Origin of the sequence: Streptomyces sp. MST-110588 (assembly GCF_022695595.1) — a bacterium.
In the GTDB taxonomy this organism is placed as follows: domain Bacteria; phylum Actinomycetota; class Actinomycetes; order Streptomycetales; family Streptomycetaceae; genus Streptomyces.
The window spans coordinates 135,536-151,765 of the sequence record NZ_CP074380.1 but is presented as its reverse complement, the minus strand read 5'-3'; the positions used below and the strand labels follow the sequence as shown (position 1 = coordinate 151,765).

Annotated in this window: 13 protein-coding genes and 2 pseudogenes; 10 read left to right on the top strand and 5 right to left on the bottom strand. The window is 70.9% G+C overall.

All coding sequences use genetic code 11. From position 1 onward, the window contains the following. Positions 1 to 27 precede the first annotated feature (27 nt). The 3 genes from KGS77_RS00760 to KGS77_RS00750 all read left to right on the top strand — a co-directional run bounded on the left by KGS77_RS00760 (position 28) and on the right by KGS77_RS00750 (position 2,826). On the top strand, positions 28 to 345 hold the full coding sequence (locus tag KGS77_RS00760; protein WP_242578037.1) for a hypothetical protein: 318 nt from the start codon (positions 28 to 30) through the stop codon (positions 343 to 345). Then, the gene (locus KGS77_RS00755; RefSeq protein WP_242578035.1) at positions 338 to 1,519 is read left to right on the top strand and encodes a polyprenyl synthetase family protein; all 1,182 of its coding nucleotides are present in this window, start codon (positions 338 to 340) and stop codon (positions 1,517 to 1,519) included. Before KGS77_RS00760 ends, KGS77_RS00755 begins: the two co-directional genes overlap by 8 nt. Positions 1,520 to 1,638: 119 nt before the next feature. Next, positions 1,639 to 2,826 (top strand): oxygenase MpaB family protein, encoded by a 1,188-nt coding sequence (locus KGS77_RS00750; protein ID WP_242578033.1) that lies wholly within the window; start codon positions 1,639 to 1,641, stop codon positions 2,824 to 2,826. Positions 2,827 to 2,995: 169 nt separating this feature from the next. Here KGS77_RS00750 and KGS77_RS00745 read toward each other — a convergent pair whose 3' ends face one another. Then, complete coding sequence (locus KGS77_RS00745; protein ID WP_242578029.1) at positions 2,996 to 3,592, bottom strand: dihydrofolate reductase family protein; 597 nt, start codon at positions 3,590 to 3,592, stop codon at positions 2,996 to 2,998. 293 nt (positions 3,593 to 3,885) lie between these two features. Between KGS77_RS00745 and KGS77_RS00740 the strand changes: the two genes are divergently transcribed. The 3 genes and pseudogenes from KGS77_RS00740 (at position 3,886) to KGS77_RS00735 (ending at position 7,598) form a co-directional block, all read left to right on the top strand. Beyond that, on the top strand, positions 3,886 to 4,731 hold the full coding sequence (locus KGS77_RS00740; protein WP_242578024.1) for an FAD binding domain-containing protein: 846 nt from the start codon (positions 3,886 to 3,888) through the stop codon (positions 4,729 to 4,731). Then, positions 4,703 to 5,503: pseudogene (locus KGS77_RS34795) on the top strand (2Fe-2S iron-sulfur cluster-binding protein); the annotation flags it as partial. The gene KGS77_RS00740 and the pseudogene KGS77_RS34795, both read left to right, overlap by 29 nt. A 181-nt stretch (positions 5,504 to 5,684) precedes the next feature. Then, complete coding sequence (locus KGS77_RS00735) at positions 5,685 to 7,598, top strand: molybdopterin cofactor-binding domain-containing protein (RefSeq protein ID WP_347404412.1); 1,914 nt, start codon at positions 5,685 to 5,687, stop codon at positions 7,596 to 7,598. A gap of 111 nt (positions 7,599 to 7,709) precedes the next feature. On the opposite strand, the gene KGS77_RS00730 is transcribed toward KGS77_RS00735, so the two are convergent. Both KGS77_RS00730 and KGS77_RS00725 read right to left on the bottom strand, forming a co-directional pair. Beyond that, positions 7,710 to 7,910 carry a DUF1918 domain-containing protein gene (locus KGS77_RS00730; RefSeq protein ID WP_242578023.1) on the bottom strand — a complete coding sequence of 67 codons (201 nt, stop codon included), beginning with the start codon at positions 7,908 to 7,910 and terminating at the stop codon, positions 7,710 to 7,712. Positions 7,911 to 8,113: 203 nt separating this feature from the next. Then, positions 8,114 to 9,037, bottom strand: a complete 924-nt coding sequence (locus KGS77_RS00725) for a LysR family transcriptional regulator (protein ID WP_242578021.1) — start codon at positions 9,035 to 9,037, stop codon at positions 8,114 to 8,116. A gap of 288 nt (positions 9,038 to 9,325) precedes the next feature. On the opposite strand from KGS77_RS00725, the gene KGS77_RS00720 reads away from it, so the two are divergent. Further along, on the top strand, positions 9,326 to 10,210 hold the full coding sequence (locus KGS77_RS00720) for an aldo/keto reductase (RefSeq protein ID WP_242578019.1): 885 nt from the start codon (positions 9,326 to 9,328) through the stop codon (positions 10,208 to 10,210). A 291-nt stretch (positions 10,211 to 10,501) separates the two neighbouring features. On the opposite strand, the pseudogene KGS77_RS00715 reads toward KGS77_RS00720, so the two are convergent. After that, positions 10,502 to 11,191, bottom strand: a pseudogene (locus tag KGS77_RS00715) (DUF5995 family protein); the annotation flags it as partial. A 421-nt stretch (positions 11,192 to 11,612) separates the two neighbouring features. Between KGS77_RS00715 and KGS77_RS00710 the strand changes: the two are divergent. From KGS77_RS00710 to KGS77_RS00700, 3 genes are all read left to right on the top strand, one after another. After that, complete coding sequence (locus KGS77_RS00710; protein WP_242578017.1) at positions 11,613 to 12,596, top strand: alpha/beta hydrolase; 984 nt, start codon at positions 11,613 to 11,615, stop codon at positions 12,594 to 12,596. A 175-nt stretch (positions 12,597 to 12,771) separates the two neighbouring features. Then, positions 12,772 to 14,124, top strand: a complete 1,353-nt coding sequence (locus KGS77_RS00705; RefSeq protein ID WP_242578016.1) for an MFS transporter — start codon at positions 12,772 to 12,774, stop codon at positions 14,122 to 14,124. A gap of 66 nt (positions 14,125 to 14,190) precedes the next feature. After that, positions 14,191 to 15,153 (top strand): aminoglycoside phosphotransferase family protein, encoded by a 963-nt coding sequence (locus KGS77_RS00700; protein ID WP_242578015.1) that lies wholly within the window; start codon positions 14,191 to 14,193, stop codon positions 15,151 to 15,153. A gap of 6 nt (positions 15,154 to 15,159) precedes the next feature. Here the strand turns inward: KGS77_RS00700 and KGS77_RS00695 are convergent, their stop codons facing one another. After that, positions 15,160 to 16,197 (bottom strand): hypothetical protein, encoded by a 1,038-nt coding sequence (locus KGS77_RS00695; RefSeq protein WP_242578014.1) that lies wholly within the window; start codon positions 16,195 to 16,197, stop codon positions 15,160 to 15,162. Between the last annotated feature and the right edge of the window lie 33 nt (positions 16,198 to 16,230).

The window sequence follows — 16,230 nt, the reverse complement described above, 5'->3', positions numbered from 1 at the left end:
TCGGCACGGGAGTACGGGAGTACGGACATGCCCGAACAGGAAGAACGCACCGACGCCGCCGCACCTGCCGCAGCAACCGGCCGGAGCTCCACGGCCGGACTTGAGCAAGCGGCCCTGCTCGCCGTGGGTCTCGCCGATCTCGTGCTCGAACGGCTGCGGCGGACCGCGGAGCGGGGTCAGCAGGTGCTGCGCCGGTCCGATCTGCGGGAGGTTCTCAGCGACGGGGTGAACGACCTGCGGATCCGCGGCGAGCTCGCCTCCCGGCGCGTCACCCCGAGCACCGAGAACTACCTTGAGCTGATGGCCTGCCGGGCGGCGAAGAGGGCCGAGTCGACCCATGCATGACACCACGGGGTTCAAGCGGCGGATCGATACGTACCTGCGTCGGCTGGCCGACGAGGAAGAAGCCGAGTTGCTGCGCGTCTCCAGCGAACTCGCCCCTTTGTGTGCGCAGTTGCGCAGCTCGCTCATGAGCGGGAAGCGGTTGCGCGCCGCCTTCCTGTACTGGGGCTGGCGCGCCTGCGGCCAGCCGGACTGCGACGGTGTGATCAAGGCGGCGGCGGCCATGGAACTGGTACATGCCGCCGCGTGCACCCACGACGACATCATCGACGACAGCCGGCTGCGGCACGGCCTGCCGACGGCCCATGTCGCCTTCGCCGAGAGCGCCTTCGCCGAGAGCGCGTTCACCGAGAACGCCTTCGCCGAGAACGCCTTCACCAAGAGCCAAGTCGGCACCAGTACTGACAGCGGTATCGGTACCGGAGGCGGTGCCGGGACCGGAGGCCGGGAGATGACGGCCGGGGACCCCTGCGGACTCCGCCGGGGCCGCTCCACCGCGCTGGCCATGATGCTGGGCGACCTGCTGATGGGCTACGCCGGCCAGGTCTTCGCCACCTGCGGCCTGCCCGGCGCGTATGTGGCACGGACGGTGCCCCTGTGGTCATCGCTCCTGCGCGAGACCGTGGCGGGGGAGTTCCTGGAGATCCTGCGCACCGGGGGTGTCGTACCCGGAGTCGCCGAGTCCCTGGAGGTGGCCCGGTACAAGACGGCCAAGTACACCGTGGAGCGACCGCTGCACATGGGTGCCACCCTCGGCGGTGCCTCCCGGGGTGTTCTCGCCGCCTTCACCGGGTACGGGCTGCCGCTGGGTGAGGCATTCCAGCTCCGCGACGACCTGCTGGGCACCTTCGGCGACCCGGCCGAGACGGGGAAGTCGAACCTGGACGATCTGCGGGACAAGAAGCCCACCGCACTGCTCGCGCTGACCGTATCGCTCCTCTCCCCGGACGACCGGCGGCTGCTGGCCAAGACCATGGCCGGCCCGAGCCTGGACGAGTCCGACGCGGCACTCGTCCGGGAGCTGATGGAGCACAGCGGCGCCCGCCGGCGTACCGAGGAGATGATCGCGGAGCGGATCGCGCGGGCCCGCGCGGCGCTGGACTCCGTGGCACTGCCGGCGGACGCGCGTGCGGCGCTGGGTGCACTGGCGGTCTCAGCAGCCGACCGATCCCTGTGAATGCATGACCGACCGCTCCTGGTGAGTTCATGGCCGACCGGTCTCTGAGAGTGCGCGCAACCGATCAGTCCCTGCGTGTTCGGCAACCGACCAGTCCCTGTGAGAGAGACGAGGAACCCGTGACCACTGAGACCACCGCCCGGTACACCGACGCGACACTGGACGATCTGCGCACCCAGGGTGACCCGCTCGCCGACGCCACCGTGGCCGCCATGTTCGAACGCGGAGAGGTACGGGACTTCAACACCCTCATGCGTTTCTTCACCACCGCGGGACACAAACTGCCCGATGGCCTGCCGCAGTCGGCGGCGTCCTACCTGGAAACGACCGGAATGCCCCCGAAGTGGGTGGACTGGGACGCCATGGAGCGCGCACGGCTGTTCTTCATGGACAACGCCGCCCACATCAACACGGGCCTGTCCTTCGCGGCGATGCCGGCCAGTTATGCCGTACCGCGCGTGGCGAAACTGCTGGCCTCGACGCACTCCATGGACTACCCCTCACGCCGGATGGCGAACACGGGGCAGTTCGTCACGTACCTGATGCAGACCAATGCCTTCGAGGAGGGCAGCAAGTTCATCCCGGCTGCCCAGAAGGTCCGCCTGCTGCACGCCGCGGTGCGCCACCACCTGACCACATCAGGGCGCTGGGACACGGAGCGCCACGGCACGCCGCTGTGCCAGGAAGACATGATCGGCGGGCAGATCTGCTTCTCGATCCTCGTACTGGACGCGATGCACCGCCTCGGTATCCATATGAGCGAGGAGGGCGCGGAGGCGTACTACTACGCCTGGCGGGTCGTCGGTTCCATGCTCGGCTGCGACATGGAGGCGGCGCCGGACAACCTCACCGAGGCCCGCGCGTACGCCGATCTCTACCTCGTACGGAACCTGGGCCCGTCCGAGGACGGCGTACGGCTGAACAACCAACTGATGCGGATGTACGAGGACGTGGTCCCCGGCACGATCTTCGACCCGATCGTGCCGGCCACGATCCGCTTCCTCGTGGGCGACACCATCGCCGACTGGCTGCAGATTCCCCGCAGCCACTGGGACACGGCGGCCAAGGCCGTGCCTCTCGTCCTCGGCGCGCTGGAGACCATCGAGGACAGCAGCCCGCTGGGGGAGTGGGCACTGGACAAGGCGGGCAGCCTGCTCTCCGCCTTCGAACTCGGCTCGCTCACACGCGGCCGGGTGATGCAGTACGCCATTCCGGAGGAGCTCAAGTCCGACTACGGTGTGCGCTCGCAGCAAGCACGTAACCAGCGGTGGGTGCCACCGGCTCCGACATCGGCGGGGGCGTTCTGACCGGCGGCACGCGCCTGGACGATCGCGGTGGAACGGGGGCCCGGCCGGCCGGCGGAGCGATCGACCGACGAACCGGCCGACCGGTCGACTGACGCACCGCTCGGCCGGCGGCCCGGCCGACCGCCTCGTACCGGGACGCCGTGAGCGTACGCCGTCCCGTGCCTTCTCCCTACCGCTCGGCAACCCGCCGGTAGGTACAGACGTGCGCCCCCGTGTCACTGGTGACCGAGGAGACCAGCTCCAGCGTGCGGAGCCTGCCGTCGGCCGGGAAGATCGTCTTGCCGCCGCCGAGGAGCACCGGCATGATCATGAGCCGGAGTTCGTCGACCAGATCCTCGGCCACAAGGGCGCGTACGAGCGTGGGACTCCCCATGATCAGCAGATCGCCGCCATCGGCCCGGCGCAGCTCCCGGACACGGGCGATGGCGTCGTCACCGGGGATACGTGTGGTGTTGTTCCAGGTCAGCTTGTCATCGTCGAGCGTATCGGACACCACGTACTTCTGAATGGAGTTCATCCGGTCGGCGAACGGCTCGCCACCTCGCTCCGGCCATGCCCCGGCCATCGTCTGCCACGTACGGCGCCCGAACAGCAGCGCCTCGGCCTTGGTCAGCGCGTCGGAGAAGGCGCCGCCCACCACCTCAGGATCGAAGAACGGGTGCGACCAGCCACCGTGGGCGAAGCCCCCGTCGGTGTCCTCATCGGGTCCGCCCGGGGCCTGCACGATCCCGTCCAGGCTCATGAACTCACTGATCACTACGCGCATGGGTCTCACTCCTCTGTATCGGCCGGCAGCTCGCCGCGCCCTGATCGAACCGGGTTTTGACTCGGCGCACAACCGCCTCCTCCGTCGCCGAGCGCACGCGCCTGCCCTCGCACTCCGGCCGGGCAAGGGCCCTGACGTCGGTGCTCGGCGTATGGGTGAGGTGGTGGAGCGAATGGGTGGAAGCAGGGGCGTGGATGAGGGGTGAGGAAGGTGCGTGGGGAGGGGGCTGGGTGACTGGTGGACTGTTTCGGTGGAGTTGCGAGTTGCGCTCGGGGGACCTGGCGGGGTGAGGCGTGGATCTGCACACCGTGGAAGAGGTGAGCCAGCTGGGGCAGCAGGGCCGGTGGCGGGCCGGTGACGCGTACCTGGCGGGTGGTACGTACCTCTTCGCCGAGCCACGCCCCCGACTGCGCCGGCTGGTGGACCTCGGCCACACCGGGTGGCAGCCGCTGCGGCGGACCCCGGCGGGGCTGGAGATCGCCGCGACCTGCACGGTGGCCGAACTCGTACGGGAGATCACCGACACGCCGCTGGTGGCGCAGTGCTGCCGCGCCTTCTCCTCGTCGCCGGCGGTGTGGCGGACGGCCACCGTCGGCGGCAACCTGTGCGCCGCGCTGCCGATCGCCCCCATGATCTCGCTCACCGCCACCTTGGACGCCGTATGCCTGCTGTACGTCCCCCAGGACGGTACCGAGCGCACCATGCCGGTGACCCGTCTGGTGACCGGCGCGCGGCGCACGGCTCTGCGGGAAGGGGAACTCCTGCGCTCGGTCACCCTGCCCGGCCGCTCGCTGGCCGGGCGCACGGCTTTCCGGCGGGCTTCGCTGTACCGGCTGGGCGCCTCGGCCGCGCTGGTCACCGGCCTGCTGGACGCGTGGGACGGGGCCGTGTCGCTGACCGTGACCGCTTCGACGGTGCGCCCCGTACGCCTGTGTTTCGGTCCGCGGCCTGACGGCATCGAGGTACGGGCGGCGCTCGAACGGGCGGTGGCGCCGGGGGAGTGGTGCCATGACGTGTACGGGGAAGCGGCGTGGCGGCGGCACTTGACGTTCCGTTTCGCCGAGGAGATCCGGTGTGAGCTGGCCACAGAGGCAGGGGCGGCAGGGGAGGATGAGGCGGAAGGGGCGGGAAAGGGGTGAGGGAGGGGTGAGGTTTTGGGTACGGGTCAACGGGCGGCGGTATGTGAAGCCGCCGCGCGCCGGTCAGTGCCTGCGGACCTATCTGCGCGAGCAGGGCTGGTACGGGGTGAAGAAGGGGTGCGACACCGGTGACTGCGGTGCCTGCGCCGTACAGGTGGGTTCCATGGTCCTACCCAGTTGTCTGTACCCCGCCTTCCGGGCGCACGGGCGGACCGTGACCACGGTCGAGGGGCTGGGCAGCGCATCCGGTGCCCTCCACCCCGTGCAGCGACGGTTCCTCGACGTCCGGGGCTTCCAGTGCGGATTCTGCACGCCCGGCCTGATCATGACCACCCAGGCCCTCGGGGACGAGGCGCTCGCCGACCTCCCGCAGGCCCTGAAGGGGCACCTGTGCCGCTGTACCGGCTACCGGGCCGTCGAGGACGCCGCCTGCGGCGTGCGGCCCGCCGCTTCGACGGCAGCAGCCGACCCGGCGGGCCGCGACATCGTCACCGGAGCGGCCCGCTACACCCTGGACGTCGATCCGCCACCGGGGATGCTGCACCTGAAGCTGGCACGATCGCCGCACGCCCACGCCCGCATCACGGACATCGACCTCTCCGACGCGCTGCGGGTGCCAGGCGTACGCGCCGTACTGACGCACCACGACGACCCCGGGCGGCACTTCTCCACCGCACAGCACGAACACCCCGAGGACGACCCGGCCGACACCCGGATCCTGGACGACATCGTGCGCCACATAGGACAGCGGGTGGCGGCGGTCGTGGCGGACACCGAGGCCGCGGCCGAGGAAGGCTGTCGCCGTCTGCGCGTCACCTACCAAGTGCTGCCGGCCGTCCACGACCCCGAACGCGCCATGGAACCAGGTGCGCCCGTCGTCCACGACAAGGGCCCCGGGTCCGGCATCGCCCGCCCCTCGCGCAACATCGCCGCCGAGATCCACGGGGAGGCGGGTGACGTGGAGAAAGGTTTCGCGGAGGCCGACGTCCAGTACGAGCAGACCTTCCGTATCCCCCGCCCAGCACGCCCATCTGGAGACACACGCGGCGCTCGGCCGGCTCGACGACGCCGGCCGGCTCGTCGTCCGGACCAGCACCCAGGCCCCTTTCCTCGTCCGGCGCATCCTGTGCGCTCTCTTCGGCCTGCCGGAGGACCGGGTACGGGTGGTGGCCGGCCGGGTCGGCGGCGGTTTCGGCGGCAAGCAGGAGATGCTGGTGGAGGACGTCGTGGCGCTGGCCGTACTGCGCACCGGCCGCCCGGTGAAACTGGAGTACACCCGCGCCGAACAGTTCACCGGTGCCACCACCCGTCACTCCTGCACCGTCACCGTCCGGGCGGGCGCCCGTCGCGACGGCACCCTCACCGCGCTGCGCGTACGGGCCGTGTACGACACCGGGGCCTACGGAAACCACGGCGCGGCCGTGCTCGCCTGCGGCTGCACCGAACCGCTCGCGCTGTACCGGTGCGCCAACAAGAAGGTCGACGGTTATGCCGTCTACACCCATACCGTCCCGGCCGGTGCCTTTCGCGGTTACGGCCGCGGCCAGGTCGGCTTCGCCGTGGAGTGCGCCGTCGACGAGCTGGCCCGCCGCCTGGCGGTCGACCCGGTCGCCTTCCGCCGGCGCAATGTCATCCGCGCCGGTGACCCGCTGGTCACGGGCGGGGCGGCGCCGGGGGACGACGTGGACATCACCGGTTTCGGGCTCGACGAGTGCCTCGCCGCGATCCGTACCCGTACGGCGGCAGCGGCCGGCGAGGCAGCCGGCCAGGCAGGCTCGGCCTCCGGCGAGAAGGGCTCGGCTCCCGGCGAAGAGGATTCGGTGCACGGCCGGGTCGATCCCGCATCAGGCGGCGTGGCTGCGGAACCCGGCGGGCCGGACCCGCCGTCAGTTCCGGCGCCGCCGGGCTGGCTCACCGGCGAGGGCTGCGCCGTGTCCATGCTCATCACCAGTCCGATCGGCGGACACGTCGGTACGGTGGAGATCTCCCTCGAACCGGACGGCACCTACCGTCTGACGGCCGGCGTGCCAGAGATCGGCAGCGGCACGACGACCACGCTGGTGCAGCTCGCCGCCGACGCCCTCGCCACCACACCCGGCCGCATCACCGTCCACCAGGCCGACACCGGCAGCCTCGGCCACGACTCCGGCATGTTCGGTTCCGCCGGTACGGTCGTCACCGCCCGTGCCGCCCTCCGGGCAGCCCGATGCCTGGCCGCGGCCATCTGCGATTACGCCGCCGAACTCACCTCTACGGCCGGACTCACAGGCTCCGGCTGCCGCCTGCGGGAGGACTCGGTGGTGTGCGGACCGGCGCCTTCGCTGTCGCTGGCGTACCTGGCGCGGACCGCCGCCCGTACCTCCGGACGGACCCTGAAAGCCACCGGACGCTGCGAGGGCACCGCACGCTCGGCCGGCTTCCAGGCCCACTGGACGCGGGTGGCCGTGAACCCGGCCACCGGCGAGATCCGCGTCCTGGACAGCGTGCAGGCCATCGATGCCGGTCACGTGCTCAACCCCGCGCAGGCCAGGGGACAGGCCGAGGGGGCCATCGCCCAGGCCCTGGGCGCGGCACTGTGGGAAGAGGTCGCCCTCGACGAACGCGGCGAGGTCACCACCACCTCGCTCCGCCACTACCGGCTGGCGGCCTTCGCCGAAGTACCCGTCGGCCGGGTGCGTTTCGTGCGGACGTCCGACCCTGTCGGACCGATGGGCGCCAAGTCCCTCAGTGAGGGCTGCTACCTGCCCGTCGCTCCGGCGCTGGCCAACGCCGTACGCGATGCCACCGGCGTCCGGTTCACCGACCTGCCGCTGCGGGCGGACCGTGTGTGGGACACGCTCCACCACTCCCGGCACGACAGAGGCTGAACCGGCCTCTCCCACCGTTCCTCTGCTCCGTTCCTCTGTTCTGTCCGCCGGTGCACAAGGGCCCGCGTGGGCGGGCCCTTGGCGTGGTGGTGATGCGGCGTGGTGCCGCCGTCAGGCCGGGCCCGATCCCTTGCGGTGGTCGACGACGGAGTCCGGTCCGGGAGTCATGATGGTTTCATGGCCGTTCTCGGCCCGTACGCGGTAGGGCGGCGTGCCGTTCGGGCCGAGCACCTCGACGATCTCCACGACGCGATCCTGTTTGCCCACGACTCGTCCGTGCACCACCAGACGGTCCCCTTTTGAGGCGTGCATCGTTGCGTCCCTCTCTGCTGAGTCCGTTGAGTCCGTGCGCGGTGACCGATGAACGCCGTTGGGCGATCGCGCCGCGCCGTTGGGACAGAGCGTATCCGCGCACGTACGGAATGAGGGCTATTCGGCGACCGTCACGGCGAGTGACGGGACTTGTTCCTGATGCCTGCCGGTCACCTCGCGCTGGTCACCTAGTGCCGGCCACCTCACATCGATGGACGACTCGCACCGATGGCCGACGCCTGCTCCCGGAGAACCCGGATCAGCGTGGCGACCTGAGGCTGGTGGCGGCTGCGGGCGGCGGTGGCGACACCGATGTGGCGGGCCGGGCCCGGCGGTCCGACCGGAACGATGTGGAGATCTGCCGGTGCCGGGGTGAGCGCGATGGACGGCACCAGCGAGATCCCCACGCCCGCGGCGACGAGCGAGCAGGCGAAGAAGTAGTCGGTCGTGCTGCCCCGTACCAGGGGGGCGAAGCCGGCGAGTTCGGCGTAACGCCGCAGGTACGCCTCGGTTTTGAGGCAGCCGAGTACCCAGGGCTCGGCCGCGAGTTCGGACAGGTCGAGGGAGCCGTGGCCGGCCAGCCGGTGGCCCCGGGGCAGGACGACGTACAGCGGATCGTCCAGCAGCTCGCTCCACTCCATGCCCGTACGGTCGCCGGGCCGCACCGGGAGCGGGCCGTCGAAGTGGTAGGCGAGCGCGAGGTCCGCGGTGCCCTGCCGGACCAGGGGCAGGGTGACCTCCGGCTCGCCCTCCATGACGTGGATCTCGGTGTCCGGGTGCGCGGCGGCAAGCCGGGCGAGGGCACCGGGCAGCAGGATCCTGCCGCCGCTGGTGAACGTGGCGACGGTCAGCTTGGTCCGGCCCGTACCGAGCCGGTCGATCTGCTGCCTGGCGTAGGCGAGTTCCGCGGTGACCGCCTCCGCCGCCTCGACCATGATCTGACCGGCCCGGGTGAGGGTGACGCCTCGTGTGCTGCGCGCCGCGACCTGGGTGCCGAGGCTGCGCTCCAGGGCCGCCACGTGCTGGGAGACGGCCGAGGGGGTGATGAGCAGGGCCGCGGCGGCCTGGTTGAAGCTGCCGTGCTCGGCCACCGCTCGCAGAACCCGCAGCCGCTGGACGTCGATCAACAGTTTTCCTTAACGCCTGTGCAGTAAGCCGGTACTTCTGCTGATGAGCCTAGGTTGCCAAGGTGGGCGCATGCAAAGCATCTGCGTCATCGGCGGCAGCCGGGGCGCGGCGCCGGGCGCCCGCACCTTCGACGTGGTCGTCGATCAGGTCTGCTACACCCCGGTGCCGGCCGCCGTCGCCGCCCGGGTCTTCCGGGGCCGCACCCGGCCCCCACCACACCTGCTGCACCCACCCACTACCCCCGCCACACCTGCCCTGCCCGTCGCCCGAGCTGGAGAACACCACCCATGCAGTACCGCACCATCGGAGACACCACCGTCAGCGCCATCGGCCTGGGCGCCATGCCGCTGTCCATCGAGGACCGCCCGGACGAAGAGCGGGCCGTCGCCACCCTCCACGCGGCCCTCGACGCGGGCGTCACGCTCATCGACACCGCCGACAGCTACCACTGGCACGCGGGCGAGAGCGGCCACAACGAACTTCTCATCGCCCGTGCCCTCGCCTGCTACAGCGGTGACACCTCGGACGTACTCGTCGCCACCAAGGGCGGCCGGGGCCGGCCCGGCGACGGGAGCTGGACGGTCACCGGCAGCCCCGAACACCTCAAGCGCGCCGCCGAGTCCTCGCTCAAGCGGCTCGGCGTGGAGGCGATCGGCCTCTACCAACTGCACAAGCCGGACCCAAACGTCCCCTGGGCCGACTCCGTCGGCGCGCTGCGCGAACTGCTCGACGCGGGCACGATCCGCGCCGCGGGGATCTCCAACGTGAACACCGGCCAGATCCACGAGGCGCGGACGATCCTCGGTGACGGGCTGGTCTCCGTACAGAACCAGTACTCGCCGGCCGTCCGTGACAGCGAGGCCGAACTGCGGCTGTGCACGGAGCTGGGCCTGGCCTTCCTGCCCTGGAGCCCGCTCGGCGGCATCACCCGCAGCTCTCTCGACGGCCCGTCGGGCCCGGCCTCCGCGGGCACGGCCTTCCACCGGATCGCGGCCGGACGCGGGGTCAGCCCGCAGCAGATCGCCCTGGCCTGGCTGCTGGCCCGTTCACCGGTGATGATCCCGGTGCCGGGTGCCAGCCGCCCGGCATCCGTCCAGAACTCGGCCCAGGCCGCCGAACTCGTACTGAGCGGGACGGAGGTCAAGGAACTGGACGGCACGCTGCCGAACTAGGACCCTTGGAAGGGCAGCTCGCCTTGGAGCCCGGTCGGCTGAAGAGGAGGTGCAACTCCTCCATCGCGCGAGTGCAGGGCTCGGGTGACATACGGATACGGATACGGGGAACGGGCGCGTCGTCAGGTGCCTCCTGGGCCGCGGGGCCGCCTCGCCCGGTGCGACGGAGGAGAATGAGCCCGGCCCACCCGACCGCGCCGGGACCGGCGTCGAGGCCGGCGGACGGGCCCGGCAGTACGTGTCGCGGATCGAGCGGTAGCCGGGGACTTGGACGACGGCCAGGAGACCGGCCCAGTGGGCCGCGTTCGTCTCGATCGCGTGGACGACACGGGCGCGCGCCGCGGCGCCGTCGGCGTCGATGAGCCGGCGGGCGTGGACCCAGGCTTGCTCGCGCCACAGATGGAAGAGTTCGTGGGCGGTGTAGCCGGCGATCGGGTTCCAGCGCTCGTCGGCCAGCGCCACCACCGGGTCGTAGTGGCGGGCGATCTCTCGTACGGCAGGTCCGTAGGCGCGGTCGAGGACGGCTTGGAAGCGGTCGTAGTCCGGCTTGCGTGAGGAGCCGTCGGGGCGGCGCAGGCCGAGCCGGGCCAGGACGTACGGCATGTCGCGCTGGATGTGCGCGTTGGCGCCGAGCAGCACGTCCTGGCCGGCGTTGACGTCGGCGCTGCGGGCGGCGCGGAAGGCGGTCCGCCAGGCGCGCGGCACGGGTCTGCCGGCCTGGTCCGCGTCGTAGGCGGACAGGTACAGGTTCACGAATCCGGTGTTGAGGCTGCCGGCCAGCCATGCGGGTTCGTCGAACGCGCCCGGCCGTGCGGCGGCCCTTTCCAACGACTGCTCCAGATGTACGTAGATGGAGGGGAAGGGGGCTTTGTGGTCGCAGCCGAGGCCGTCGCGGAGACGGGTCAGGGTGCGCCTCGCGTCGCGTACGCAGCCGAGGACCGGCCCCTGACAGACGAGATCGCCGTGGCGTGCCACTGACATCTGGGAGGCATCGGCGGCCACCGTTCCCGTCATGGACAGCACCACCGACAGCGCGAGCGCACCCGCCACTCTGGCTGTCCTGAGCTTGAACACCGTTCTGCCCCCCGCTTGTCGGGTCGTCGCGGCCGGTCGAGCGCGTCGAGGGGACCAACGAGCGATTCGCGTACGGGCAACGAGCGGCGTACGGGGTGTACGCGGCGTACTCGGCAGGGCGGGGGCTGCGTTCGAGGCCGAGTGGTGTTGCCGAAGTGGCAACAAGGCTGGCCGGGGCACCGCGTTCCCTGCATGATCAATCCGTTGACCGTTGACCGTTGACCGTTGACCGTTGACCGTCGGTCCCTGACGACCAGACCCGGACCGCCGGCCCCCGGCCCTGACCGTCGGCCTCGGCGACCGGTGGAGCGAGAACCTTGGAGGACTCATGACACGACAGGCCATGGATGTCACGCACCGGCTGGTCTCCTCACCCGCGGGCCGGACCCACCTGGTCGAGCAGGGCGCCGGGCCGCTGGTGCTGTTCGTTCACGGCTTCCCGGAGTCCTGGCATTCGTGGCGCCATCAGCTACCGGCGGTGGCGGCGGCCGGATACCGCGCGGTCGCCGTCGACGTACGCGGCTACGGCCGTTCCTCCAGGCCCGGCGACATGGACGCCTACCGGATGTCCGAGCTCGTGGAGGACAACGTGGCGGTCGTGAACGCCCTGGGGGAGGAGTCCGCGATCATCGTCGGCCACGACTGGGGGGCGAACATCGCCGCCACCTCCGCGTTGATCAGACCGGAGGTCTTCCGCGCGGTCGGGCTGCTCAGTGTTCCCTACGCGCCGCGCGGCGGGCCCAGGCCGAGCGAGATCTTCACCCGGCTGGGCGGCGGGGACGAGGAGTTCTACGTCTCCTACTTCCAGAGCCCGGGGCGGGCCGAGGCCGAGATCGAGCCCGATGTACGCGGCTGGCTCGCGGGGTTCTACGCCGCCATGTCCGCCGACACCATGCCGTCAGCCGGCGCACCGGACCCGCACTTCCTCAGCCGGGGCGGGACCCTCCGCGAGCGCTTTCCCGCCGGGCGGCGGCCCGCCTGGCTCTCCGAGGACGATCTGGACGTCTACGCCGGCGAGTTCGAACGTACCGGTATGAGCGGCGCGCTCAACCGCTACCGGAACATGGACCGGGACTGGGAGGACCTCGCGGACTTCGACGGCGCCCCCGTCACCCAGCCGTCCCTGTTCATCGGCGGAGCCCTGGACGCCTCCACCACCTGGATGGCCGATGCGATCAAGGCGTACCCCACCACGCTGCCCGGGCTCGTCACCTCCCGCGTCCTCGATGGCGCCGGCCACTGGATCCAGCAGGAGTGCCCGGCCGAGGTCAACCGGCTCCTCACCGACTGGCTCGCCGCGCTGCCTCGTTGAGAGCTTTCGAAGCGGGGCTCGCGCGTCCGGGGCGAGCGCGCGTGCCTCGGAACAGCCGGAACCATTCACCTCTCGGAACTAATCACTTCTCCGTGAGCGCGGCGGCTTTTACCATGGCGGCCTTTGCCGTGGCGGCGATATCACGACAGCCGCGCCGACTTGAGGAGACGGGTCAATGACGGACCCACCGCACGACCGCGTAGCCTGGCGGCGGTTCCGGAAGTTATGGGCGGCGACAGCGACATCGAACCTCGCCGATGGCGTGTTGCAGGCCGCCACGCCACTGGTCGCCCTGACCCTGACACGCGACCCGGTCGCCATCACGGCCGTCACCGCCATCCAGTACCTGCCCTGGCTGTTGCTGTCGATCCCGATGGGCACGCTCGCCGACCGCGCCGACCGCGTCCTGCTGCTGCGCGTGGCGGGCGCGGCCCGTGCCGTCGGGGTCGGTCTGCTGGCGGTGGGCCTGGCCACCGGCCATGTCCACATCGTCATGCTCTACGGTCTGTCCTTCCTCTTCGGACTGGCCGAGACCCTGTACGACAACACCTCTTCGGCACTGGTCCCCAGCACCGTCGCCGACCACCAGCTCGAACGGGCCAACGGCCGGCTGCAGGCCACCTACACCGTCGCGAACAGCTTCGTCGGTCCGCCACTGGGAGGAGCGGTGTTCGGCCTGGCCCTCGCCGCTCCATTCGCTCTGGGGGCGATGGGCTACGCCGTGGCCTTCGCACTGATGCTGTTGCTTCCCACCGCGCGACGGAAGCGCCAGCGGATACGGGCCCGGAGGCGCGGGGAGACGGTGGAACAAGGCGTACGGGACGTGCCCGGCGGCCCGGCCCGGGCGGCTTCCTCCTTCGCGACGGACCTGCGCGAAGGCGTCCGGGGATTCACCGGGTCGCCGATGCTCGTCGCCCTGTGCGTGCTGCTCGGCGTCGGCAACCTGGTCAGCGCCGCCACGTACAGCCTGCTGTCCCTCACGGTCGTCGAGCGGCTCGGCGCGACCGCGGCGACGTACGGTTTCGTGCTCGCCGGCGGGGCCGTGGGAGCCTTCCTCGCAGGCGTGTACGGCGACCGGGTCGGCGCGCTCACCCGCCCCGGTACGACCCTGCTGTGGACGACGGTGGTGTCGGGCCTGGCCACCGCCTCGCTCGGCCGGGCCGGCCATCCGGTGGTCCTCAGCGCCCTGATGGCCCTCGACGGCTTCGTCGTCATCACCCAGTCCGTCGTCTCCGTCAGTACCAGGGCCCGGCTCATCCCCCTCACATGCTGGGACGTGTCACCGCTGTCTTCCGTACGCTGTCGACCGGCGCCTCGGCCCTGGGCGCGTTCGTCGGCGGCCTGTCGGCCCGTGTGGTGGGCCTCTCCTGGCCCTTCTACGTCGGGGGCGCGGTCCTGGTCCTCCTGGGCCCCGCGCTCCTGCGCCCGCTCAGCAACAACCGCATCGCCGCGGCCATGTCAGCCGCGGCCACGCCGGCCGGGGGCACATCGGCCGCGGCCCCGCCCGTCGACGATGCTGATCGCCTGAGCGCCTGACACCGCAGCAATCGATATCGACTGGTATGCCATCACACGATCCATTAGCGTCCGCGACGTGACCCACGACAGCATCGACGCCACTGATTCCCGGCGAGTTGCCGAGGAGGTCCTGCGCAGGTACGGAGCGGACCTCGCCGCCGCCCGGCGCGGCCGGGGCTGGACCAACACCACATGGCTGACCGATGACCTGGTCGTCCGCGTCGCGGCCCGGCCGGGTACCGGCGACCTGCGCCGCGAGGAGCGGCTGGCCAGGCTGCTCCCCGCAGAGGTCGGCTACCCCGCGATCGTCGGCTCGGGCGTCTGCCGGGGCCGCGAGTGGATGCTGACCCGGCGGATCGCCGGGGAGAACCTGGAGGAGATCTGGCCGTCGCTGGACCACGCCGCCCGTACGCGCGCCATCGAGCAGATGTGGGAACGCGTGCGTCACGTCCACCGGGTCGACGTGGCCGCGGCCACACCGTTCGCCCGCTCCCGCTCACCGTTCTTCCCCCCGAGCGCGGAAGCGGCAACCGCCGCGCTCGACCTGCTCCTGACGGTCAAAGAACTCACCGCTGCCCAGGTCAAAGGGCTCAGCCGGTCACTCGACCGCTTCTGGACCGCCCTGCCCGAGGCGCGCAAGGCGTTGAACCACGGTGACTTCTGCGCCCCGAACACGCTGTGGCACGACGGTGACGTCGTGGCGCTCCTCGACTTCGAGTTCGCCGTCGTCGCACCCGTCGCGGTCGATCTCAACGAACTCGCCAAAATCGCTTACGGTCCGGGCCGCCCCGAGGAACGCGCGCCGTTGCGGGAGGTGGTCGGCCGCATCGTGGCATCCACGCTCGACGCGGCGGGCGGACCGGACGTACTCGTCGGCTACTCCATCATGCTGGAGATGTGGGTGCTGGCGAACGCACTGGCCGCGGACGACCCCGACGAAGCCGACGAAGCCGACCGCGCCGACGCCGCCGCGATGCTCACGGCATTCGCCGAGGAGGACGGTGGCTACTACGCCCCGCTTCTCACCGGCCTCCGGTAGCGGCGGTCACCTTCCCCCCGGGGTGTCGATCCGCCAGGTGATTTCCTGCCGCAGGCGCTTGACGAGTTCCGGGTACCGGAGCCTCCTCGTCATCACCGTCGTCCGCCGGTCAGCCGGATAGAACACCACGGACCCAAGGGCGCGTTCCACGGTCGCAGCACTGATCCCGGCTGCCGTCAGCCGGCCGGACAGCACCTTCGGCCGTACGCTCCCTTCCTCGGCGACGAGGAGAATCCGGTGCGCGCGAAGCCGGTCGAAAGCCTGGCCGGTCTCCCAGGCGATCGACGGGGTGAGGTCCGAGATGTCGATGACCGCCAGGTCGGCGCGTGACAGCGCCTGCTTGACGACCTCTCTCCACCGGTCATCGCTCCGTGCCACCTTCAGCACCTCGACACCCCGGCCCACCAGCCGTTTGCCGCGCCTGACCCGGTCGAGATGCCGGGTGATCTGCGCATCGGTCCACTTGCGTTCGATCACGCCTCTGCGGTGCGCCAGGGCCAGCAGGGCCCGGGAGAAAACTCCGGTCCAGGCCAGCAACCCGACGACGAAGACAGCGGTGGAGGTGATTCCTTGGATGAAGAGCAGTAACGCGACGGCCAGCGTGCCGGTGACCCAGAACGCGAGGGCGAGCGGCACCATGAACCACAGCCGCGGCAGAGCCGATGTCAACGAGGCGCTGAACGAGGAGTCCTGGATGGTCACCGGGCGGGCGAAGCCGAAGCACGCCTCGCCCAGTGCACGGTGGAACCGGATGCGGTTCCCGTAGCCGGAACGGAAACGGCGCAGCCATATGGCCAGGCCCGGCACGCTCGCCCGCCTGATGTACACGACATGGCCGATGTGGAGCGACCACACCATGACGCACTGCCCCACGAAGAACATGATGTCGGCGGTCGTGCTCGGCGGTGCCGCTTTCGCCCCGGCCTGTACGGCCAACGACGCCAGCAGAACCGCCGCAGCCGCCGCGCTCCCGGCCGCCGCCCCCTGCCGACGGCGCCTGCGGACCTCTTCGGACGGGCTTCGCGCACCCTTCGACGGCGTCATACCGGTCTCCCCTTCCCAGGCCGCGCTCAACAG